Annotated in this window: 26 protein-coding genes and 1 tRNA gene; 16 read left to right on the top strand and 11 right to left on the bottom strand. The window is 47.8% G+C overall.

Features of this window, described 5'->3' with window-relative positions:
• The first annotated feature begins 168 nt into the window (after positions 1-168).
• Positions 169-888 carry a vWA domain-containing protein gene (locus IQ294_RS13670; protein ID WP_238942845.1) on the top strand — a complete coding sequence of 240 codons (720 nt, stop codon included), beginning with the start codon at positions 169-171 and terminating at the stop codon, positions 886-888.
• A 338-nt stretch (positions 889-1226) separates the two neighbouring features.
• Positions 1227-1310: transfer RNA gene (locus tag IQ294_RS13665), tRNA-Leu, on the top strand.
• Between the two features lie 105 nt (positions 1311-1415).
• Here the strand turns inward: IQ294_RS13665 and IQ294_RS13660 are convergent.
• A complete protein-coding gene (locus IQ294_RS13660) occupies positions 1416-2123 on the bottom strand; it encodes an Ltp family lipoprotein (protein ID WP_203334614.1) in 708 nt (235 codons plus the stop codon).
• 190 nt (positions 2124-2313) lie between these two features.
• Between IQ294_RS13660 and IQ294_RS13655 the strand changes: the two genes are divergently transcribed.
• The 4 genes from IQ294_RS13655 to IQ294_RS13640 all read left to right on the top strand — a co-directional run bounded on the left by IQ294_RS13655 (position 2314) and on the right by IQ294_RS13640 (position 5233).
• Complete coding sequence (locus tag IQ294_RS13655) at positions 2314-2592, top strand: toxin-antitoxin system YwqK family antitoxin (RefSeq protein WP_203334613.1); 279 nt, start codon at positions 2314-2316, stop codon at positions 2590-2592.
• 169 nt (positions 2593-2761) lie between these two features.
• Complete coding sequence (locus tag IQ294_RS13650) at positions 2762-3763, top strand: YhdH/YhfP family quinone oxidoreductase (protein ID WP_203334612.1); 1002 nt, start codon at positions 2762-2764, stop codon at positions 3761-3763.
• 37 nt (positions 3764-3800) lie between these two features.
• Complete coding sequence (locus IQ294_RS13645; RefSeq protein WP_203334611.1) at positions 3801-4616, top strand: TspO-related membrane protein; 816 nt, start codon at positions 3801-3803, stop codon at positions 4614-4616.
• Between the two features lie 68 nt (positions 4617-4684).
• Positions 4685-5233, top strand: a complete 549-nt coding sequence (locus IQ294_RS13640; RefSeq protein ID WP_203334610.1) for a DUF7010 family protein — start codon at positions 4685-4687, stop codon at positions 5231-5233.
• A gap of 53 nt (positions 5234-5286) precedes the next feature.
• On the opposite strand, the gene IQ294_RS13635 is transcribed toward IQ294_RS13640, so the two are convergent.
• From IQ294_RS13635 to IQ294_RS13610, 6 genes are all read right to left on the bottom strand, one after another.
• Positions 5287-6216, bottom strand: a complete 930-nt coding sequence (locus tag IQ294_RS13635; protein WP_349291368.1) for a serine hydrolase domain-containing protein — start codon at positions 6214-6216, stop codon at positions 5287-5289.
• Positions 6217-6232: 16 nt separating this feature from the next.
• Positions 6233-6412 carry a hypothetical protein gene (locus IQ294_RS13630; RefSeq protein ID WP_203334608.1) on the bottom strand — a complete coding sequence of 60 codons (180 nt, stop codon included), beginning with the start codon at positions 6410-6412 and terminating at the stop codon, positions 6233-6235.
• Positions 6413-6536: 124 nt separating this feature from the next.
• Positions 6537-6851 carry a DMT family transporter gene (locus IQ294_RS13625; protein ID WP_203334607.1) on the bottom strand — a complete coding sequence of 105 codons (315 nt, stop codon included), beginning with the start codon at positions 6849-6851 and terminating at the stop codon, positions 6537-6539.
• A 1-nt stretch (position 6852) separates the two neighbouring features.
• On the bottom strand, positions 6853-7200 hold the full coding sequence (locus IQ294_RS13620; RefSeq protein WP_203334606.1) for a DMT family transporter: 348 nt from the start codon (positions 7198-7200) through the stop codon (positions 6853-6855).
• A gap of 99 nt (positions 7201-7299) precedes the next feature.
• A complete protein-coding gene (locus IQ294_RS13615; RefSeq protein WP_203334605.1) occupies positions 7300-7869 on the bottom strand; it encodes a TetR/AcrR family transcriptional regulator in 570 nt (189 codons plus the stop codon).
• Positions 7870-8001: 132 nt separating this feature from the next.
• Entirely contained in the window at positions 8002-8994 is a 993-nt protein-coding gene (locus tag IQ294_RS13610) for an MsnO8 family LLM class oxidoreductase (protein WP_203334604.1), read from the bottom strand.
• Positions 8995-9247: 253 nt separating this feature from the next.
• Here IQ294_RS13610 and IQ294_RS13605 point away from each other — a divergent pair, with 253 nt between their 5' ends.
• Positions 9248-9997, top strand: coding sequence for a GTP pyrophosphokinase (locus IQ294_RS13605; protein ID WP_203334603.1), 750 nt, complete (start codon positions 9248-9250; stop codon positions 9995-9997).
• 16 nt (positions 9998-10013) lie between these two features.
• The gene (locus tag IQ294_RS13600; RefSeq protein WP_203334602.1) at positions 10014-10628 is read left to right on the top strand and encodes a TetR/AcrR family transcriptional regulator; all 615 of its coding nucleotides are present in this window, start codon (positions 10014-10016) and stop codon (positions 10626-10628) included.
• Between the two features lie 89 nt (positions 10629-10717).
• Here the strand turns inward: IQ294_RS13600 and IQ294_RS13595 are convergent, their stop codons facing one another.
• Positions 10718-11353, bottom strand: coding sequence for a TetR/AcrR family transcriptional regulator (locus tag IQ294_RS13595; protein WP_203334601.1), 636 nt, complete (start codon positions 11351-11353; stop codon positions 10718-10720).
• 131 nt (positions 11354-11484) lie between these two features.
• On the opposite strand from IQ294_RS13595, the gene IQ294_RS13590 reads away from it, so the two are divergent.
• The 6 genes from IQ294_RS13590 to IQ294_RS13565 all read left to right on the top strand — a co-directional run bounded on the left by IQ294_RS13590 (position 11485) and on the right by IQ294_RS13565 (position 17529).
• Positions 11485-12234, top strand: a complete 750-nt coding sequence (locus IQ294_RS13590) for an SDR family NAD(P)-dependent oxidoreductase (protein ID WP_203334600.1) — start codon at positions 11485-11487, stop codon at positions 12232-12234.
• A 126-nt stretch (positions 12235-12360) separates the two neighbouring features.
• Entirely contained in the window at positions 12361-12648 is a 288-nt protein-coding gene (locus IQ294_RS13585) for a hypothetical protein (RefSeq protein ID WP_203334599.1), read from the top strand.
• A 346-nt stretch (positions 12649-12994) separates the two neighbouring features.
• Entirely contained in the window at positions 12995-13672 is a 678-nt protein-coding gene (locus tag IQ294_RS13580; protein ID WP_203334668.1) for a response regulator transcription factor, read from the top strand.
• A 14-nt stretch (positions 13673-13686) separates the two neighbouring features.
• Positions 13687-14709 (top strand): sensor histidine kinase, encoded by a 1023-nt coding sequence (locus IQ294_RS13575; protein WP_203334598.1) that lies wholly within the window; start codon positions 13687-13689, stop codon positions 14707-14709.
• Positions 14710-14810: 101 nt separating this feature from the next.
• Entirely contained in the window at positions 14811-15626 is an 816-nt protein-coding gene (locus IQ294_RS13570; protein ID WP_203334597.1) for an ABC transporter ATP-binding protein, read from the top strand.
• Positions 15604-17529 (top strand): FtsX-like permease family protein, encoded by a 1926-nt coding sequence (locus tag IQ294_RS13565; RefSeq protein ID WP_349291367.1) that lies wholly within the window; start codon positions 15604-15606, stop codon positions 17527-17529. The genes IQ294_RS13570 and IQ294_RS13565 overlap by 23 nt, the downstream gene beginning before the upstream one ends.
• Before the next feature lie 89 nt (positions 17530-17618).
• Here IQ294_RS13565 and IQ294_RS13560 read toward each other — a convergent pair whose 3' ends face one another.
• Together IQ294_RS13560 and IQ294_RS13555 are read right to left on the bottom strand one after the other, a co-directional pair.
• A complete protein-coding gene (locus IQ294_RS13560) occupies positions 17619-17801 on the bottom strand; it encodes a hypothetical protein (protein ID WP_203334595.1) in 183 nt (60 codons plus the stop codon).
• A 26-nt stretch (positions 17802-17827) separates the two neighbouring features.
• The gene (locus IQ294_RS13555) at positions 17828-18004 is read right to left on the bottom strand and encodes a sporulation protein Cse60 (RefSeq protein WP_203334594.1); all 177 of its coding nucleotides are present in this window, start codon (positions 18002-18004) and stop codon (positions 17828-17830) included.
• Positions 18005-18392: 388 nt separating this feature from the next.
• Between IQ294_RS13555 and IQ294_RS13550 the strand changes: the two genes are divergently transcribed.
• Positions 18393-18902, top strand: coding sequence for a YfiT family bacillithiol transferase (locus IQ294_RS13550; RefSeq protein WP_203334593.1), 510 nt, complete (start codon positions 18393-18395; stop codon positions 18900-18902).
• A 141-nt stretch (positions 18903-19043) separates the two neighbouring features.
• Positions 19044-20099, top strand: coding sequence for an LLM class flavin-dependent oxidoreductase (locus IQ294_RS13545; RefSeq protein WP_203334667.1), 1056 nt, complete (start codon positions 19044-19046; stop codon positions 20097-20099).
• A gap of 287 nt (positions 20100-20386) precedes the next feature.
• Here IQ294_RS13545 and IQ294_RS13540 read toward each other — a convergent pair whose 3' ends face one another.
• Entirely contained in the window at positions 20387-21478 is a 1092-nt protein-coding gene (locus IQ294_RS13540; protein ID WP_203334592.1) for an FAD-dependent oxidoreductase, read from the bottom strand.
• Positions 21479-21487: the final 9 nt, after the last annotated feature.

Below are 21487 nucleotides of genomic sequence, written 5' to 3'. Positions count from 1 at the left end.
ATGGGCAAGAATATGGAAAGTTTCAGTAGTCCCGGTTAATGGAGGATATTTTCGGGATTTTTTACAGTGAATATTACGAAAATAAAATGGAAGCAGCTGGAAAAGACTGTTATTCATTACTTCAAGCAGGTATAATTCTCTAAAAGAACATTGCAGGAGGCGTAGATAATGGGTTTATTTGATAAGATTTTTAAAAAGCCGGAAAAAGAAGAAGCGAAAATCAGCGGGATCTCATTGAAGAAAAAAGAGGCAACGATCGTTTTGGAGAAGAAAAAGCTGACTGGCGTGCGGGCCAGAGTCGGCATTGTGCTGGATATCTCCGGTTCCATGCGGAAATTATACAACGATGGAGTCGTGCAGGAAGTGGTGGAGCGGGTGCTGGCGGTCGCAAGCCAGTTCGATGACGACGGCGAGCTGGATGTCTGGGTCTATGACAATGAATTCTCCCGCCTTCCCGGCGCGACCGAAGCGACGTTCATGGGGTACGTGGAGAAAAATATCCTGTCGAACAGCGGTGTCCATAAATTCGGCCGCAACGACGAGCCGAAAGTGATGGAAGATGTCATCCGCAAATATACGAAGCAGGATCCTTCTGGCGAGCCGGTATTTCTGGTATTCATCAATGACGGCGGGTGCAAATCAGGCATCAAGAAGTTCATCGTGGAATCTTCGGACCAGCCGATCTTTTGGCAGTTCGTCGGAATCGGCGACTCAAATTTTGACGTGTTGCGTAAGCTCGATACGATGGGCGGACGTGTCGTCGACAACGCGAATTTCTTCCACGTCGATGACATCAGCAAAATCTCGGACGCGGAATTATACGATCAGCTATTGAACGAATTCCCGATGTGGCTGAAGGAAGCGAAAGAAAAGGGGATTTTAAGGTAACTGCTTGTACCTGTCGTAACCAGCGGAAATTTAATGTCAGGCGACTCCATTCCGGTGAGAAATCCTTTCGGAATGGAGTTTTGAATATGGGGACAATAAAAAATCGATGCAGCAGCTGGAATTTTGGCGGATTGCCGAGTGTGAAAACGCCGAGTGCTCATAGAATGGTCTGAGTGATCATAGAATCGCAAAAAGTGCTCATAGAATCCTGATAACCGTTCACGGAACCCCAGTAAGCTGGAAAATACTATGAAACACATCCGCGCGGATATTTTTTTGACATTTTGTTTCAGAGAAGGCAAAATATTAATGGATATGATTTTCCCCCTATTAATTTTGCGGATGTGGCGGAATTGGCAGACGCGCTAGATTCAGGGTCTAGTGGTGGCAACATCGTGGGGGTTCGAGTCCCTTCATCCGCATCAATAGAAGGCCAGCTTCTTATAGGAGCTGGTTTTTTAAGTTTTTCTAGACTTATTCAACATATAAAAAAGATATGCGAATGATCGCATATCTTTTCGGCAGCTTTATTCCAAATTATCTACAGCGTATTGTGCTTCTTCGGCAGTGAATTTTTCACCGTAATCAGAAACTAGCTGATCGTAAATTGCAGGTGTTGACATGGACATCGTATCGGCATAGGTTTTCGCTTTTTCCAAAGCATTCGCATTCCAGTCATGTTCGATGGTGTCCATTGCATATTGAGCTTCTTCAGCAGTAAATTTCTCGCCGTATTCCGATGTCAACTGCTCGTAAATACCAATCTTGGACATAGACATAGTGCTGGCGTAAGTCTTCGCTTTTTCCAAAGCATTAACATTCCAATCATGTGCAAGGTTATCCATCGCATACTGTGCAGCTTCTTCCGGGAATTTCTCGCCGTACTCAGAAGTCAATTGTTCATAGATGCCCGTTTTGGACATGTGCATCGTCTTGGCATACATTTCCGCTTTTTTCAGAGCAGCTTGATGTTCTCTTGGTGTATCATCTTCTACAACTTCCTCGACTTCTTCCGCCGCTTCTTCCGCCGCTTCTTCCGCGGGTGCTTCGGTTACTTCAGTTTCTTCCGCGACTTCTGACTTGTCAGCAGCTTCAGTTTCAACTGGTGAAACAGCATCAACAGCTTTTTCAGTGTCATCTCCAGGGGAAGCAATGGCAGCAACGATAATAATGGCAATTAACCAAACCCACCATTTTTTATAGACAGGTTTTCTGGATTTCAATTTCTTTTCCAAATGAAACACCCTTTCCAATCTAGTCTTATGTCTTTATAACATGTTATTACAAATATTGACATCTAATTATATAAAATAAAACAATTTATTATGTACATTGTTTTATTATGCAGAAAATAAATTAGTTAAATAGTCTTTATTCAATTTAATGATATATAATAAGATAAAGCCAGAATCCAGGAGGCAGCTCATGAAAGACGAAAACTGCGATTTGAACCAAACGAAAAGTGTGAAAGAAAAGAAAATCGACATCATCGACGGCTACACGATCAAATATCATGCCGGCGGAAAAACCGTCTGGTCAAAAGGGAAAATCGCTGACGGCCAGCCGAAAGGGTATTGGGAATGGTACCGCATAGACGGAACACTCAAGCGGTCCGGGCATTTCGAAAAAGGTGAACCAGTCGGCGAATGGATCACTTATGACAATAAAGGTGAAAAATACAAGACGACGAACCGGGATCAATAAATCCGGAAACCGCCAAAAAACTGAACTCGCTTCAAAACCTAAATCCCATATGCGGCACACTCTCTGGAGAAAAACAGCGGGTGTGTTTTTTATTTCTTACAGGAATTTGAAGTAAAACTGTTTTGTCTCCGAGTGATTAAGGGAAGAGAAGAGGAAGGAGTGGATGGACATGGGAAAATTTAATGCGGTTGTCATAAAAGAACAAGGCGAAGAGTTTACGTATGGTGTGGAACAAATCGGCGAGGACGCGCTGTCAGGCGGAGACGTCCTGATCAAAGTCGCCTATTCGTCGCTCAATTATAAGGATATGCTCGCGGTGCAGAAGAACGGCGGCGTAATCCGGAAATATCCGATGATTCCGGGGATCGATCTGAGCGGTACCGTGGTGAAGTCGGAGGACCCCCGTTTTCAGGAAGGGCAGGAAGTGGTCGTCACCGGATTTGAAATGGGGATGAGCCATACTGGCGGATTCGCGGAATATGCGCGGATTCCGGCGGATTGGATAGTGCCGCTGCCGGAAAGATTGAGTCTGCGGGACGCAATGATTTTCGGGACAGCAGGATTCACAGCTGCTTTGTCGATCATGGCCCTGGAGAAAAACGGCATGAAGCCGGAAAACGATCCGGAAATCCTGGTGACGGGTTCCACCGGAGGCGTCGGGAGTGTCGCCTTGCAGATCCTGTCGAAAATCGGCTATAGGAATATCACAGCGCTTGTCCGCAAAGACCATCAGGTGGAGGTGGCCAAATCGCTCGGCGCAACGAATGTCATTTTCCCGGACGATCTCGGCGAAGTGAAAAAGCCGCTGAACCGTGAAAAATACGATTATGCCTTGGACACAGTCGGCGGGGACGTGGCTTCCGCCATCATCCCGCAGCTTTCATACGGCGGCAGCGTGAGTACATGCGGGATGGCGGGCGGCATTCAGCTGACGGCGACCGTTCTGCCGTTCATCTTGCGTGGCGTCAATCTGCTCGGCATCGATTCGGTGAACGTGCCGATCGATAAACGGCCGGCAATCTGGGGACAGATCGCGGACGACTGGAATATTTCTGCGACGACGCTCGTGAACGAAATCTCACTTGAAGATGTGCCGGCTGTCATCGATGACCTGAAAAACGGCAAGCATCTCGGACGGACAATCGTGAAGATCCAAGAGTTCTCAGCTTAACGGAATAAAATTTTTCGACTGAAAGGATGAAGCCGCTATGTATGATAACAGGTTGAAGAAAGCGAAGATATTCTCGATAGTGAATCTGATTTTATTTTTCGCGACATTGGGTGTGAACTACCTTGGTTCTTTCGGGTTCTTCAACGGCCAGAGCCAGGGAGACATTTCGGATGAATACTTGACGCTGATTTCACCGGCACCCTTCACCTTTTCCATTTGGGGCGTCATTTACACTTTGGTGCTGATTACCCTGGCCTATCAATTCTTTAAACGGAAAGATACGCGCGTGAGTGAATTGATCGTCTTGATCTCACCCTGGTTTATCCTGCTGTCGTTTTGCAATATGGGCTGGATCGTGGCTTTCTCATACGAGCAGCTGTTCATTTCCACGATATTGATCATCGGCATGCTGTTTTCATTGTTCCTCATCATCGGGAAAATCTATACGCATCGTTTTGATTTCCCATCGACATTGGCAGGGATCAGTTTCACGTTCTATTGCGGCTGGGTGACCATCGCGACCGTCGTCAATACCGCACTTCTTTTGGTGCAGCAGGAATGGAACGGGTTCGGCATCTCCTTTTCGATTTGGACGCTGATCATCCTGGCAGTTGCCATTGCTTTTGCCCTTATCTATATCTCGCGCTATAAAAACGCGGCCTATCCGCTTCCGTTGGCGTGGGCGTTCTTCGGCATCTACAGCACGTATAACAGCGGACGCGTCGATCCGGAATTAGCAACCATTATTCAAGGGTTCCTCATTGCCGGCATCGCCATCTTTTTGATCGCGGCAGTGTGGCGGTTCATCAAGAACGGAAATGCGTTGTTCTCGAGGGAAAGTACAAGATATTAAAAGACCGGCATCCTCAAGTGAGGGCGCCGGTTATTTTCATGTAAATCAGTAGTGAAGGAGGCACCCACATGGAAGAATTGCTCCAGCAATTGGCGGACGTGAATTACTCCGGTGCGCCCTTTCTCATAGCTTATGGAATCACCTGGAATATTTGCGGATGGATGTGGCTTCGCTTCGATTCGCGCACTGCGTCACTGGCGACCCTATTCCAGGGGATGTTTGCGTTGCCGCTCGCGCTTGGGATCATGTTTTCGGTCGGTGCCTTCGAAAATCGGCCGGATACAGGAATAGTGGATGAGCTGGTCATCATCATTGCGATGAGCCAGCTGCTGGTCATTCCGCTCCTGATCGCCATCTTCATCCGATCCGATTTTCCACTCATCCCATTCGTTTTCAGCGCAGCCGGAGCGGTTCATTTTCTCATGTACACCTGGCTCTACCAGACCTTTTCGTATCTCGTCATGGCGGTTCTGATCGCAGTGGCCCTGGCAATCGTCTATGGAATAAAAAGAGGAGGGAGCGGGCCGAGTTCTGCCGCAGCTTCATCTGCCTGTTTTGCTACGGGAATCCTATTGCTGCTGCATGCTGTATATCTGGTGATTTCCCATATGGTATAGGAGAGGAAACAAAGAAAAAAGGGCTAATTGCAGAATTAGCCCTTTTTTATCCGTTATTTATTTACTGTTAAAATTTCCATTTCCTTAAGCATCTCATAGGCATATTCCGCATGATTCGAGCAAACTATGAGCGTTAAAGCCTGATCCGGATAATGTACAGAACGATAATTCACGCCAGGGTCATAACCCATTTGGATATATTTCACGACATCCTGTTCGTTTACTTCCATATATCCGCCATAGCCATAGAAGATATCTTCTGTAACATTTTCCCGTGGAGCCAGCAGGAGGCGGGTCATTTCTTCTGATAGCAGTCTGCCGTTCATTAATGCTTCCCAAAATATCCCCATATCAGAGGCAGTGACATAGGCACCGCCATCGGGACCGCCTTTTACAGGAAGGGAATAAATATTTGATTTCCACGTGCCATCCGGTTTTTCGATATACCCGGTTGCTGCGTTCTCAGGCAATTCGTCCATTGAAAAATACCCAGAATGGGTCATACCGGCTGGCTTGAATATATTTGCTTCGATATAGTCCGTATAGCTCATGCCGCTGATATGCTCAATAACAAGGCCTAAAACGATATAGCCGGTATTGTTGTATTCAAATGGGCTGCCGGGTTTGTCCTGCATTTCCTCGTTTTGAAACAAAGGCAAAAAGTCCTTTACACTGCGGATCCGATACATCGGCAGGCTTTCCCAAAGCACTTCATAATCATTCATTTCATCTTCGTCGAAATAATCCGGAACACCGGATGTATGCGTCAATAAATAATGGATGGTGATTTCTTCATCAAAATGCGGAAAATCAATATCCAGGCAATCAGTGAGTTTCGTCTGGAAAGTGATTTTTCCTTCTTCCACCAATTTGCAGATCGCAACCGATGTGAAAATCTTACTGCCGGATGCAATTGAAAATCGAGTGTGGGGCTGATTTAGGATTTTTCCTGGACGGTTTGCATATCCAAAGCTTGCTGACATGATAGTCTTGCCATGTTTACATGCGTGTATGCTCCCCGAAAATTTCAATTCCTGTTGTTTTTTTGCCAGGCTGTTCAAGCTCATTTTTGTAGTCATTTGAAGTTCCTCCTGAATGTGTTTTTGCAAAGATTTTAAATGCCTCTTCCAAAACACATTCAATTAGGTTCTTCAGATTTGATAACGTATCATGCTTCATTCCTCCCCTCTTTTTGAGGATATCATTTAGACTGAATATTTTCAAAAATACAACAGTAATGATAATTAAAATGCCCTGATGGACAAATGATTCAATTTATTTCTTCGGGCAGGCAAGTGCTCCGTTACGAAACAGCCTTCAGCCCAACGACGCCGATGATGATGACGATGAGGCTGATGATGCGGCCGATGTTCCGGGATTCGCCGTAGAAAACCATGTTGACGATGACAGCGGCGGCTGTGCCGATGCCGATCCAGACGGCGTAGGCGATACTGACCTGCAGATGGTTGAAGGAAGCGTAGAGGAAGACGAATGCGCCGCCGAATCCGCCAAAAAACAAGAGCCCATTGAGCACTGATTTTTTCTTGCTGAAATTATTCAAGCCGATGACGCCGGTCAATTCCAGTGCGGCGGCGATGATGACATAGATCCATCCCATCTTATTCCACCTCCATATCTGTCGGCACTGCTGACGGGCCATCTGCCAATTTCAAGGCGATGACGCCGCTCACGATGACGGCGATGAAGAAGCCTTTTGCCCAGCTGAACTCGCCGCCGAAGATGAAGATGTCCATCAACGCTGTGCCGACAGTGCCGATGGCTGCGAAGATGGCATAGACGGTTCCGGTCGGCAGCGTTTCGCAGGCTTTCGACAGGAACAGAAAGTCGAGCAGGATGAGCGGCACGATGATGCCCCAATGCCACCAGGTGCTCGCGACGTTAAAACCAAAAATCCAAAACAATTCAAACAGGCTGGTAAGAGCCACGAAAATCCAAGCTTTGTTCATATAAAAGTGCTCCTTTAAGATGGGCTGTGCATTCACAGCCAATTGATTTGTTTATTGACTGAATGAACGTCATTCAGTTTTGTCGAAAAAAGTACACTATCAGCGCCTGCCAATAGCGTAGGTCACAAATCTCTGCAATTCTTCCCGGTAATCGGAAATGAGGGAAGGGTCCTGGTCGTTGAAGAGGTAGTTCTGTTCGGCCGCAGCTTCGATCATACCGATCAGGATTTTGGCCGAATAGGTGGGATTCAGATCATGCCGCAACGCGCCGGATTGCTGATGGGTGGACAAGAGGTCTTCCATCCACTGGTAGACGGGACCGTAAATGGTCTCCCAGTCTTTTATGTGTTCGGTTTGGGTAAGTCCGCTGTACATCAATTTCGTCAGATCCCGGTATTCCTCCGTAAACGAGAACATGACATCAATCGTTTCAGCCAATTGCTTGTCCAGTTCACTGGCCTTCACGCGGCTTTTGAGCTCTACATGCATTTTTTCCACCAGCACCTCGGCGATGGCTGGCATCAACGCCATTTTGGATGAGAAATACAAATAGAATGTGCCTTGGCCGATGCCGGCTTCGCGCACGATATCCGATACGGTCGTCTTTTCGATGCCTTTTTTATTGAAGATGGCAATTGCTGCTGTAAGTATTTTTTCTCTTTTATCCATTCTGAACCTCCTGCTGAATGAACGTCATTCAGTTTTAATCTTAGCGGATGCTGTCTTGGAAATCAATTAAACGCAATGCATGAAAATGCCGGTGCTCTTGTTGGAAGAGGCACCGGCGGTTATTTCTTCTATTTAAAACAACTCCCGTGCCAATAAACGATAGACGTCGAGGCGCTTTTCCTGAGAATGGGGGATGCTGCAGATCATGGCTTCTTCAAAGCCGTATTCCTGCTGCTCCTGCTGCAATTGTGCAGCGATATCTTTTGCCGAACCGACCAAATGGATCTTGCGGCTTGCCTGGATCTGCATGCGGTCCATTTCGGTCAGCGCAGAGTTTTGGGCTTCTTCCGGTGTCATGAGCGGCATGATGCGGCCGCGCGTCAGCATGAGACGGGAAATGTCCTGAGGAAGTGCTTCGTATTCCGCTTCTTCGGCCGTTTCTGCTGTAGTCACTAAATAGGACACTGAAATTTGCGGTTTCTCCATAAAGGCGGAAGGGGTGAAATTATTCCGGTATGCATTCAGGATTTCTTTCGACATGCTGCCCTGGAAAAACTGGGCGAACGAATAGCCGACGCCCATGCGTCCGGCTTCGATTGCGCTGTTGCCGCTCGAGCCGAGCAGCCACGCTTGCGGCAATTGGATATGCGTCGGAGCCGCGATGGTTTTATTGTACAGATTGCTTTCCGGCGTTTCGTCGTTGATGAGTTTCAGCGCTGTGTCGAATTTCCCATACATATCGTCGGTCATCGCACGGCGTCCTTCAGACAGTGCATAGATGGAATTGTGGTCGCCTCCGGGAGCTCGGCCGACACCGAAATCGATGCGTCCAGGCGCCAGTGCGCTCAGCGTTTTAAAAACTTCGGCAAGTTTCAGCGGCGAATAATGCATCATCATGACACCGCCTGTGCCGATGCGGATCCTGTCCGTTTTCGCGCTTAAATAGGCGGCAGTGACTTCAGGAGCGGAGCTCGAAAACGCGCCTGAACCGTGGTGTTCCGCCATCCACATCCGGCTGTATCCTAAGTCGTCGGCTAGAACGGCGAGTTCCACAGCTTTCTGCAAGGCCGCTTCTCCGGTGTTGCCCGTAGTGACGGGCGCTTGGTCCAATACACTCAATCTCATCTATATAACTTCCTTTCTTTACCTACAGGTTTTCACATAGAGGAGTATAGCAGGCTGGGAAAGCGAAATCATTTTATCTGTTTCAAGCGGGCTATATAGAATGAAACCCGTGGAATTGACAAGTGACAGAGTGTCATATAATATTATAAACAAGGAGATGTGACAAGGTGTCATATCGAGCTGGAAATCTGGCCTTTACATTCACACCAATAAAGCGGCGGCGAGTTAATGGCTGGGAAAAGGAGATTTTAAAATGGAAGCTAAATTGGCAACCGACTTACAAGAGATGAAAAGGCTGAAAAAAGAACTGGTGCGCTTTATGATGGGCTATAAATTTGCGCTGGATGAATTGAATACGAAAATCGATATCCTGAAACAGGAATTTCATTTTATACATGATTATAATCCGATTGAGAATGTCTCTTCACGGGTTAAATCACCGGAAAGCATTTTGAAGAAACTTTATAAAAAAGGGCTGGAAATTTCCCTGCCGGTCATTGAAGAGAATATCAAGGACGTGGCGGGGATCCGCATCACTTGCTCGTTTGAAACCGATATATACAAACTTGCCGAAATGCTGAAAAAGCAAGACGATCTGTATGTGCTGGAAGTTAAGGACTATATCAAAAATCCGAAACCGAATGGCTATCGAAGTCTTCATTTATTGTTGAAAGTGCCGGTTTTCCTGTCCGATCGCGTGCAGGAAGTCTGTGTGGAAGTGCAAATCAGGACAATTTCGATGGATTTCTGGGCAAGTCTGGAACATAAGATCTATTATAAATACCATAAGGAAATCCCGTCTGAAATTTTGGATGAATTGAAGGAAGCAGCTGATTCCGCTGCTCAACTGGACCGCAAAATGGAGAGTATCCATCGGGAAATGAACCGTCTGAAAAATCAGGTGGGTGCAGATGAAGATTTGCATACACTGGAAATAAGCGATGAACGGTTCCAATTGCCGGAGAATTTTCTATTGGCTGGGCTGAACTTTACACACGAGTAGAGAGGAATGAAAAAATTTGCCGAAAGTCACCTTTTATAATTTGCCGGCAGAAAAGCAGCAGAAATTGATTGCTGCTGCTCAATCGGAATTTTCGAGTGCCCCGCTCGCTGTAGCGTCGATTGCTAATATTGTGAAAGCTGCAGGCATTCCGCGAGGAAGCTTTTATCAATACTTCGAGGATAAGGAAGATCTGTATCTATTTTTGCTTGAAGGGATGATGAAAGAAAGGAAGAAACGGCTCGAAGAAATTCTCCTGAACTGCAATCGCAATTTGTTTGAAGCCATTCTCGAATTCTATAAACAGAATTTACAGGAAGAAGAGAATCTGAGCGGTTTCAGAAGAAATGTATTCTTGAATATGACAGATAAGGCGGAGACTACATTCTCCAAAATTCTGATCACGGAAAATATGGGTGAAGCGATGCAGAAAATCGAAGCGCTGATCGATATCGGGCAATTGAATGTGTCGAATGACGAAGAGTTGATCCATCTTTTGAAAATCGTTTTCGCGGTCACGATGCGCAACCAAGTGGAGAAGTTTTCAAAGAATCTGTCGAATGAAGAATCCATTGCCAACTATACAGCCGAGCTGAACCTATTGAAACGAGGGCTTGTACGGCCGACTCAGTGACTTCCATAAACGGAAAAAGCCACACCCGGAGTATCAGCTTCCTGGGTGTGGCTTTTTTTACGCAGTACAAGAAAGTCTGATATCCACAGTCAGTCCCCGCGGCAATAATCCAGGAAGATTTTCTTCAGCACCTGCTGCTGGGTGGATGGCTGGATATCTTCATCCAGATAGGAAATGGACGATTTCAGTGCAACGTTGTTGATAAAGCTCGCATAGCTGTTGATGATGGTGATGAGCAGCGGCTTGGCCGGAATATCACGCCGGATCGAACCGTCTTCCTGTCCTGCTTCGATGAGCGGCGCCAGGCTGGTCATAATATCATTTTGCCGATTGAGGTAATCTTCGATGCCCGGCAAAGGCGCAGTTTGGAAGGAAGCGTAGCTTTCGAAAGCTTCACGGAACCGGCCTGCCTGATAGGAATCGGCCTGCTGGGAGCCGAGCAGCGTGTCGAGCAGCATTTCCAGCCGTTCGAAGGCAGAAAGTGGCAATGCCACAATGCGGCGGAATTCTTCTTCCGTCGTGTCGAGTGACTGGGTGGCCACTGCGACGATCAATTCGTCTTTTTTTGGAAAGTAGCGGAAAACAGTGGCTACTCCGACGCCTGCCCGGGCGGCAACATCTTTCATCTGCACATCTGACAAACCGCATTCATTGAAGCATGCTTTCGCAGCCGCAATGATTTTCTGCCGTTGCAGTTCTTTGTTTTCCTGGCGTTTTGATTTCATGGACGGGTTCACTCCTTATGAACAGTATACCGCTTTTAGGTTCGGATGATTGTAAAATCGAACATGAAGGATTATAATAAAACTATAAAGTGATAGTCTTACTATCAATATTTTTCGAGGGAGTGTTTTGGATGAGACTGGACAATAAAGTAGCGATCATTACAGGTGCGGGATCAGGTATGGGCGAAGCGGCCGCGGGTTTATTTGCTAAAGAAGGTGCAAAAGTAGTAGCGACTGACATCAATTTGGCAGCGGTAGAAGCTGTTGCGGCGAAAATTCGTGAAGCAGGCGGCGAAGCCATTGCGGTAGCACATAATGTTGCGGACAAAAACGAATGGGATAATGTGATTGCAAAGACTGTGGAAGCATATGGCAAGCTTGATATCCTCGTGAACAATGCGGGCATTTCCGTTTCAAAAGATTTCATGGAGCAGACGGAAGAAGATTTCATGAAAGGTTTCGCGATCAACACGAACAGCGTCATGTTCGGCATGCAATCCGTTATTCCACAGATGGAATCAAACGGTGGCGGATCGATTGTCAATATTTCATCAATCGCGGGACTGATCGGCATGTCAGGAGCGGGCGTCTACACAGCATCCAAAGGAGCGGTCCGTGCAATCACGAAAGCGGCGGCAGTCGACTACGGCAAAAAGAATATCCGTGTCAACTCGATCCACCCGGGCTATATCGTTACACCGATGAGCCAGGAATATATGGAAAGCGAGCAGTTCCGTCCTTACTTCCTGTCTCAAATCGCGTTGCCTGAACTTGGCAATGCAATGGAAGTGGCGAATGCCATGCTGTTCCTTGCGTCAGACGATGCGAGCCATATCACAGGAATCGAACTTCCAGTGGACGGCGGCGTAACAGCTAAATAATTTTATATTTCATTTTCCACGCCTGCTTCTCAATGCTGCAGGCGTGGTTTTTGTTTTTATTTACGATTAAATCTCTGGCTAAAGGGAAAACAGTAGAAACAGCGATTTTGCCTAGGAGGAGATTTTATGAGAAAAGATACGCTGGAGTTAATCCTGTATACAGGGGCGACGGCAGTCAGTTTGTACATGTTGGTCAAAACGTATAAGAAGCGCCAGAACACATATTGGGTTTATGAAGACCATGATTTGCGGAACAGTGTGGCGGCAGACGTGCGGGAAAGCCCGAACGCCGAGATGGACCCGGCCGAGAGTGGCCTCAGCGAACTGGACGCCGCGTACCGGTCCGAATGGGTTTCGATGGGCTATCCGCAAACCCACCGTGAACTCGAGAAAAATGAAAACTGGAATAATTGATGAAACAGCTCCATCGCCGGGAATGTACGATTCCGGCGATGGAGTTTTTTAGATGGAAAAACGGGCGAGTGATCATAGAACTGTTTGAGTGATCATAGAATCGTTTGAGTGATCATAGAACGGTTTAAATGATCATAGAATCAAACGAGTGATCATAGAACGGTTTAAATGATCATAGAATCAAACGAGTGATCATAGAACGCCGATGAGTGATCATAGAACCCGCAAAACCGCTCATAGAACCCGCCGCACCCGAAAACGCGGCTCTATTCCCGCTTCGAATTGCGTGTTGGCTCGAATTTCCAGTAGAATGATAACAAAGAAGGGGTGTGGACGGGATATGGAGATGAAAATTTTTGTGGTGGAAGACGATCAGGCAATTTTCGGCTCTTTGAAAGAGGGACTCGAAAAATGGGGGCTGAAAGTGGTCGGACCATCGAATTTCCAGGATGTTGTCGCCGATTTTATTGAAGAAAAGCCGCAGTTGGTCATCATGGATATCCAGCTGCCGGTATATGACGGATTCCACTGGTGCCGCGAAATCCGCGCACATTCCAAAGTGCCGATCATCTTCCTGTCATCGCGCGATCACCCGATGGATATGGTGATGGCGATGCAGATGGGCGCGGATGATTATGTGCAGAAGCCGTTCCATGCAGATGTGCTGCTGGCGAAAATCCAGGCGACGCTCCGCCGGGTCTATTCATACGGAGAAGAAATTTCTGATGTGATGGAATGGAACGGTGCCGCCATCGATTTGAAGCGCGGGCTCATCCGGCGCGACGATAAAGAAGTGGAATTGACAAAAAATGAATTTTTCATCCTGAGCGTGCTGGTGGAAGCACGAGATGAGATTGTGTCACGCGACGAGTTGATCCGCAAATTATGGGACGACGAACGCTTCGTCAACGACAATACGCTGACGGTGAATGTCACGCGCCTGCGGCAGAAACTCGCTGAGCTGGGGCTCGGGGATGCGATCCTGACGAAAAAAGGGCTCGGCTATGTGGCGCTCAGCCTGTAGGAAAGGATGATTCGATGATTATTGGCTTTTTGCGTGATCGGCTGAGCTGGATCCTGTTTGTGCTGCTGTTTTTGGCAGGCATGAATGGATTGCTGTGGCTGGATCCGGGCATTGGAGTGGAATTGTTCTCTCTATTATATATAAATGCGCTGCTCTTCATTTCCTTCAGCTTGTTTCTGATTTGGCGCTACAACAAGGAAACAGCCTATATCCGTGAATTGGCGAAACTTGCAGAGTCGGCCGGGACGGACTGGATCGAAGCGCTGCCGGAGACCCGGTTCAAACAGGACGAAACGGTCAACGAGCTGTTGACGGAAGTGGCTTCAGCCTACTCGCAGCAGCTTCACACGATCCGGCAGAGCAGTATCGTGCAGGGGGATTACACGGCGGCGTGGGTTCACGAGGCGAAAGCGCCGCTCACTGCGATGAAGCTCGTCATCGACTCGAACCGGGATCATCCCGCGATGCGGAAGGTCGAGGCGGAATGGCTGCGCGTCCATTTGCTGATCGACCAGCAATTATACATATCCCGCCTGCCGACGCTGGAGCAGGATTATGCGCTTGAAGAAGCGGAACTGAAGGAAATGGTGATGCCCGAGGTCAGGGAATTGATGTCCTGGTGCCTTGAAAAGAATCTCGCAGTGGAGACGGACGAGCTGGATAAAGCCGTCATCACGGATAAAAAATGGAGCCGCTTCATCTTCCGGCAGATCCTTTCGAATGCCGTGAAGTACAGTCCGGAAGGCGGAACGATTACGATTGCCGCGCGCCGGGAACCGGAAGGGCATCTCATTCTTTCCATTAAAGACGAAGGTCCGGGCATTGCGCCGCACGACCTGCCGCGGATTTTCGATAAAGGCTTCACGGGTTCAACTGGGCGGATCCATAACGCGGCGACGGGCCTCGGCCTTTATTTAGCCAAAATGGTTGCCGACAGAATCGGCGTCACTTTGCACGTAAGCTCAGTACCAGGCGCAGGCACGACGCTGGAAATGGCATTTTCATTAGAAAATGAATTCGATCATATCCGTAAGTGACGACATTGTCACATTGGACTCCCTGTTTGTCATGTAAATCAAACGACCTGAGTATTTTCACGTTATAAGATGGGGGTAACAGAAAACAGGGAGGCATTCAAATGATCACAAAATTAAGAGATGCAGTAAAAGGTAAAAAGTCAGTAAGTGAAGATACCGTATTGCAGGCGTTCAATGTCCGCAAGTCATACGGATCGAGAGCCAATGTGCAGCAAGTGCTGAAAGGCATCGACTTGCGCGTTGAAAAAGGGGAATTCGTCGGCATCATGGGCGCATCCGGCGCAGGGAAAACGACGCTGCTCAACGTGCTGGCCACCATCGACCGCGCGACAGAAGGGTCGATCCTGATCAGCGGCTCGGATATATCGAAGATGAAAGATGCGCAGCTTTCGGCTTTCCGCCGCGACAAACTCGGCTTCATCTTCCAGGATTATAATCTGCTCGATACGCTGACAGTGAAAGAAAATATTCTGCTTCCTGTGTCACTCGGCAAGATGAAAAAGAAAGTGGCGGAAGCGGAATTCCGTTCGATTGCCGATATTCTCGGCATTACAGAACTCGCTGACAAATATCCATATGAAATTTCAGGCGGCCAGAAGCAGCGAACTTCCGCGGCGCGCGCACTGATCAATCAGCCATCGATGGTTTTTGCGGATGAGCCGACCGGGGCACTTGATTCCAAAGCGGCGTCTTCGCTTCTCGGGACACTTGCGGATGTCAATGGAAAACGGGGCGTCACGATCATGATGGTCACACACGATCCGCTCGCTTCCAGTTATTGCAGCCGCGTCGTTTTCCTGAAAGACGGCAATATCTATTCGGAGCTGTATAAAGGGGACAAAACGAGACAGGCCTTTTTCCAGGAGATCCTGAAAGTGCAGGCCGTGCTCGGGGGTGACAGCATTGACGCTCTTTGATCTTGTCCGCCGCAGCATGCGGAAAAACATCAAGCATTATTATCTCTATTTCTTTGCCCTGATCCTCAGTGTTGTGCTGTATTTTGTTTTCGCGACACTTCAGCATGATTCGGCAATCCTGGAACAGGACAATGAAATGCTCGGCACCGGCTTCATGGCGGCAGGAATCCTGCTGCTGGTCATCGCTGGCATCTTCATTGTCTACGCGAACTCGATTTTCCTTCAGCGCAGAAGCCGTGAAATCGGCCTTTATCAATTGATCGGCCTGAAGAAAAGCACGGTTGCCCGCATGCTGATCATTGAAAATACACTGCTCGGCTTCGGGGCTTTGATCATCGGAATCGCGCTCGGCATGCTGATGTCACGCGTGTTCCTGCTGATCCTATTAAAATTAATCGGAGTTGAAACGGCGCTGACAGTATCATTTTCGCTGGTTGCAGTTCTGCAGACCATTGCTGTATTTATCGTCATTTTCGCTTTGACGACCATCCAGATGATCATGACGGTTTACCGCAATACGCTCCTGTCATTGTTCAACTCCGATAAAAAAGCTGAACATCCGGAAAAACCGGGCAATACATCTTCCGCGGTTCTTGCGGTGCTCGGTGTGGGATTGATCGGTTTTGGCTATTGGCTGTCAGGCATCATGTTCGAAAGCAATTTCTTTTTGAGTCTTTTTGCTGTATTGATATCAACGGTTCTCGGAACTTATCTGGTTTTCAAAGTAACGCTCAGCTGGGTTCTGTATCAGATCCGCAAACGGAGCGCAGGGCACCTTGGCCTGAAAAACAGCCTGTCGCTTGCGCCGCTGATGCACCGTCTGAAAGGCAATGCGAATTCGCTGACAATCATCACGGTGCTGTCAGCCATGACTTTGTCGATGATTGCAGGAGCCTATTCCTTCTACTATTCAACGGAATACGAAACGGATGCCAAAATGCCATTCGACTTCATGTTTGAAAATCGGCCGGCTGATGCAGCTGAACTTGCTGGGGAAATGAATGAAAAAGGCATCGGCTATCAGCAGGGTGTGGTGGAAATCCTTTCCGTTTACGGAATCATGGAAGAAGGCAGTCTGCCTGTAGCCAGCCAGGAATTGTTCATTGCCATCATCAGCGACAAGCAATTGCAGGAAGCGGGTCTTGATGTGGAGGCACCGGGCATGAATGAGGCAAGTCTGCATACAACCGCCTCATTATCCATGTTCCTGGATGAAAAATCGCTGCCGGTCAATTTGATCATTCACGGTGATGACAAAACCATGATCAAAGTTGGCGAATTCTCTGACCGCAACGTCCTCAACTGGGAATCTTTCTATACCCAGGTAGTTGTGAAGGATGCCTATTACGAACAGTTGAAGGCGCAGCTCGTGGCAAGTGGAGCAGCGGAAATCAAGCAATTTGACGGTTTCCATATTTTAGAGGAAAAAGACATGGAAACTGCATCGGCTCTTTTCCAGCAGCCCAAATACGCGGAAAGCAGCCTGCACGAAGATTATTATTCAACTTTCAGGGATGCGCTCCAGTCCAATGGATTGATGATTTTCATCGCCGGCTTCCTGGGATTGGTGTTCCTGATTTCCACCGGCAGCATTCTGTATTTCAAACAGATGACGGAAGCGGAGCAGGAAAAACAAAGCTATTCAACTTTGCGACAGCTAGGTTTTTCAGTGAATGACATCATGAAAGGCATCATCCGCAAACAGGCTTTCGTTTTCGGTCTGCCGCTAGCGATCAGCCTGCTGCATTCGGTTTTCGCGCTGAAAGCATTATCGGCGTTCTTCCTGACGAGCATATTCGTGCCCGCAGTGATTGCGATGGGCTTGTTCGCAGCCATTTATCTGCTGTTCGCTCTGCTGACGGTCGGCTATTACCGCAAGACAGTGAAAATGGCGTTAAGATAATAAACGAAGCTTGAAAGAATATAAAAAGCACAGGGAATTCCGCAGACCATTGCTGGGCGGGTTCTCTGTGCTTTTTTGTATAATTCATGTCAGTCAGCGGTTCTTTCTTTTTTCGGCACCAAATAAATGCCGGCTGAAAGCAGCACGAGGCAGAAGACGCCGATTGAAATGCGCGCCAACAATCCGGGCATCATCGTATTCAAATCAAATAGGATATGTACGATCAGCACGGTTGCGGAAAGCATCATGCTGATGATGGCCAGACGGCGCATAGAGGTTGCCTCCCTTTTTAAGACTTTTAGAATGAAATATTTTTTCCGGAATCAGCCGGTTTATACAAGACCATCGCACTGAAGAAAAAGATGGGAGTGGAAAATTTGATGTCGACGATTTCTGCCGAACTGTTCTCCAGAAACTCATTCACTTTGCGGTCTAATCCTGTCTCGCTCCAGCCATAAAAAGTTTTTACTCTCATTTTGGATGACTCCTTTTTTATTTTTCTTACTTATTATACGGGGGAGCGGGGAATTGGTTTCGTGAAAGCACCGTGGAGTAATTTGGTGTTTGAACTAAAGTATTATAATAATTTCATTGGAAATTGAAGAATCGCTGATAAAAGGTAAGAAATCGCTGATAAACGTCTGAAAATCGCTGATAAACCGAAAATAATCGCCGATAAACCTTAAAAAATCGCTGATAAAATTTATTTAACCATAATTCTTAGCGGTCAAAAAATTGTGGATTAAATGGCAGAACGTAGCGTGTCCCGACTATGCCTTTCATTTTACAAAGCACTGCCCGATTGGTATATTGAGCGTGAATGCGATCCCCACAAATACGGATAAGGAAAAGAGGTTGGCACAATGGATGTGAAATTCCCTATTGGAAAATTGGAAGTTCCTGAACACGTAGAACCTGAGCATATTGAAGAATGGCTCGGCAAAATCAGTAGTTATACCGCCCGTTTGCGGGAAGCGGTCGATGGGTTGGACGATGAGCAACTCGGAAAGAAATACCGGGAAGGTGCCTGGACCGTGCGTCAGCTGGTGCATCATATCGCGGACTCGCAGGTGACGATGTATCAGCGTCTGCGACTTGCCTTGACGGATGACAACCCGACAGTACCGGCTTTCGATCAGGAAAAATGGGCAGAGCTGCCGGACAATGAATTGCCGGTGGAAAGTTCGATCCGCATTCTGGAAGGCCTGAATGAACGGATTGTCGCCATCGGGAAGCATGTGAGCGACTCGGACTTGAGCCGCGTTTTCACCCATGAAGTAAACGGGGAAATCAGCGTTGCGACAAAACTGGCAAAACTGTGCTGGCACGAAGAGCATCATCTGGCGCATATCAAGATTGCGTTAGAGAATTGAATTATAAGGAGTGGGCCGCTGCCGGAAATTCCGTCGGCGGTTTTTATGTGGCGACACGAACCCTTGACTATTAAAGGTGACAATTATAAACTTAGTTACATAAAGTAACTAAAAGGAGTGGTTTAATTGTCTCCAACAGAAATGAAGGGCATTGAAATCGGCATCTATTCACTTGCCGATATGGGGCCGGACCCGCTAACCGTGAAAACGATTTCGCCGAAACAGCGGTTGGAAGAAATCATTCAGGCAGGAAAACTGGCCGATGAAGCCGGCCTTGATATATTCGGTGTCGGGGAACATCACCGGCTCGATTACGCGGTGTCGTCACCAGCAGTTGTGCTCGCGGCGATTGCCCGTGAAACAAAAAATATCCGCCTGACGAGTACGACGAGTGTATTGAGTACGCTCGATCCTGTCCGTCTTTACGAAGATTTCGCGACACTTGATCTGATTTCAGATGGCCGCGCCGAAATCCTGGCGGGCCGCGGCGCCTTCATCGATTCGTTTCCGCTGTTCGGCTACAGCACGAATGATTATAACGAGCTGTTCGACGAGCATATGGATTTGCTGCTGCAGTTGAATAAAAACGAAGTGGTGTCATGGAATGGAAATTTCCGTCCTTCATTGAGAAACGCGGAAATCTCGCCGCGTCCTGTGCAAGGCAAATTGCCGATCTGGATCGGGGTTGGCGGAACACCGGAAAGTGCTGTTCGAGCAGGAAGACTCGGAGTCGGCATGGCGTTGGCAATTCTCGGCGGCGACCCGGTGCGGTTCAAGCCGCTTGTGGATATTTACCGCCAGGCGGGAGCAGCGGCGGGACATGCACCGGAAAGCCTGAATGTTGGCGTGACCGGACATACCTATATCCGGGAAACGGCTGAACAGGCAAAAGATGAGTTCTTCCCTTATTACGCCAACTATTGGAATTACGTGAACCGCCAGCGCGGCATGGGTACAAGGATGTCGAGAGCCGATTTCGAACAAATGGCGAGTCCGGAGACGGCATTGTTTGTGGGGAGTCCGCAGCAGATTGTCGACAAAATTCTGCGTCAGCACGAATTGTATGGCCACACCCGTTTCATGGCCCAGGTCGATGTCGGCGGGTTACCGTTCCACCAAGTGGAGAAAAATATTGAAATGCTGGCGACGGAAGTCGTGCCTTTATTGAAGAAATCTCTTTTTGTGCCGGGCCAATGAAGACAGAAAGTGGATGGAGTAGATGAATTGAAAACGGCTGTCTTAAATGCTATAATTTATTAATTAAATGAAATTTCAGAATGTTTTGTCCACGGATTTGGATCCATCCATAGGAGGTGAGAATATGGATATCAGCATCATGGTTGCAGTATTCATCGTTTTCCTGGGAGTATGGGGCAGTGGAGTTATGGAGAAGAAAAAAGGATAGGCAGGTTATTTTCTGCAAGAAGATAAAAAGAGGTAGAGAATTTTCTCCACCTCTTTTTAGTATTGATAAATGCATCGGTTCATTCATAAATTTTTTTATAACGCTTCATGAATTTAAGATCGATGTACTGTTTCACCTTCATCGGCAAACGGCCATGCAGAGTGATTCCGCCGTTGAGCAGAAGGGCTTCACCGTTGCCGGTAGAGAGAATGGAAGTGAACCTTTTTTGCGGCGTGAAGGAAGCCAGTTCTTCAGATGCCAAACGACTCTTTACATTGCTCCAAAGGACCGGTCCTTGCCTGACGGCGTAGACGCCATTTTTCGGAAGTCCGGGATAATGCTCCAAGGTCACGCAATCGCCGGCACCGAAAATTTCAGGATGGCCGACCACGTTCAGCGTATTCGTGACGAGGAGAAAGCCTTTTTCATCTGTCGGCAGACCGGCATCCTCAAAAAGCCTGAAACTCGCCGGACCGGCAGCCCAAAGAAGATCGGAAAAAGGAAATGCCTGTCTCTCACTAGTCACAACTGAACCGCGATCAATCACTTCAACTTGATAGCCTGTGAAAAAATTCAGCGATTTTCGGTAGGCAATCGCTTCAGCGGATTTTATCGCCCGCTCCCCGAGGCCGGAAAGAAGCGGAGAAGAACTCAGCAGAATAGTATTCAACGGCAGCCCCTGCTCTTGCCGCCAGGCGTTGATCGAAAATGCTAGTTCAACACCTGCTGCACCGCCTCCGACAATGATGGGCTGAGCCGATTTCCTGAGTTGGAGCAAACGGTCGGGAAACAGGAAATTCGGTTTATTCGGCGACAAAAGCTCTTTCATTTCTTCCGGTATGGAATCATCCGAACCGATATCGAAAGACACGAGGTCATAATCGTAAATGGCGCCGTTCGCTCCGGTAAGCTGGCCCGCAGCCGGATCGATTGCGACGATCCGATCCATGATGAACCTGGCGCCGGCACTTTCACTTAGACATCGAAGGTCGATCCGGATATCGTCGATGCTGTAAAGCCCTTCTGCAAATCCTGAAAACATGCCGGAATAATACTGGTGGAGCGAAGGGGAAATCAGCACGACCCGGCAATCGGGAAGCGGGTCTTTTTTTATTTGTCCGAGACAATGCAGATGCGCATGTCCGCCGCCAACGAATACCAACGTCTTCATGAAAACGCC

This window comes from Planococcus beigongshangi (genome assembly GCF_016820495.1).
Lineage (GTDB): Bacteria > Bacillota > Bacilli > Bacillales_A > Planococcaceae > Planococcus > Planococcus beigongshangi.
Note: the sequence above shows the minus strand (reverse complement) of the source record. Positions and strands in the feature narration are given on the sequence as shown.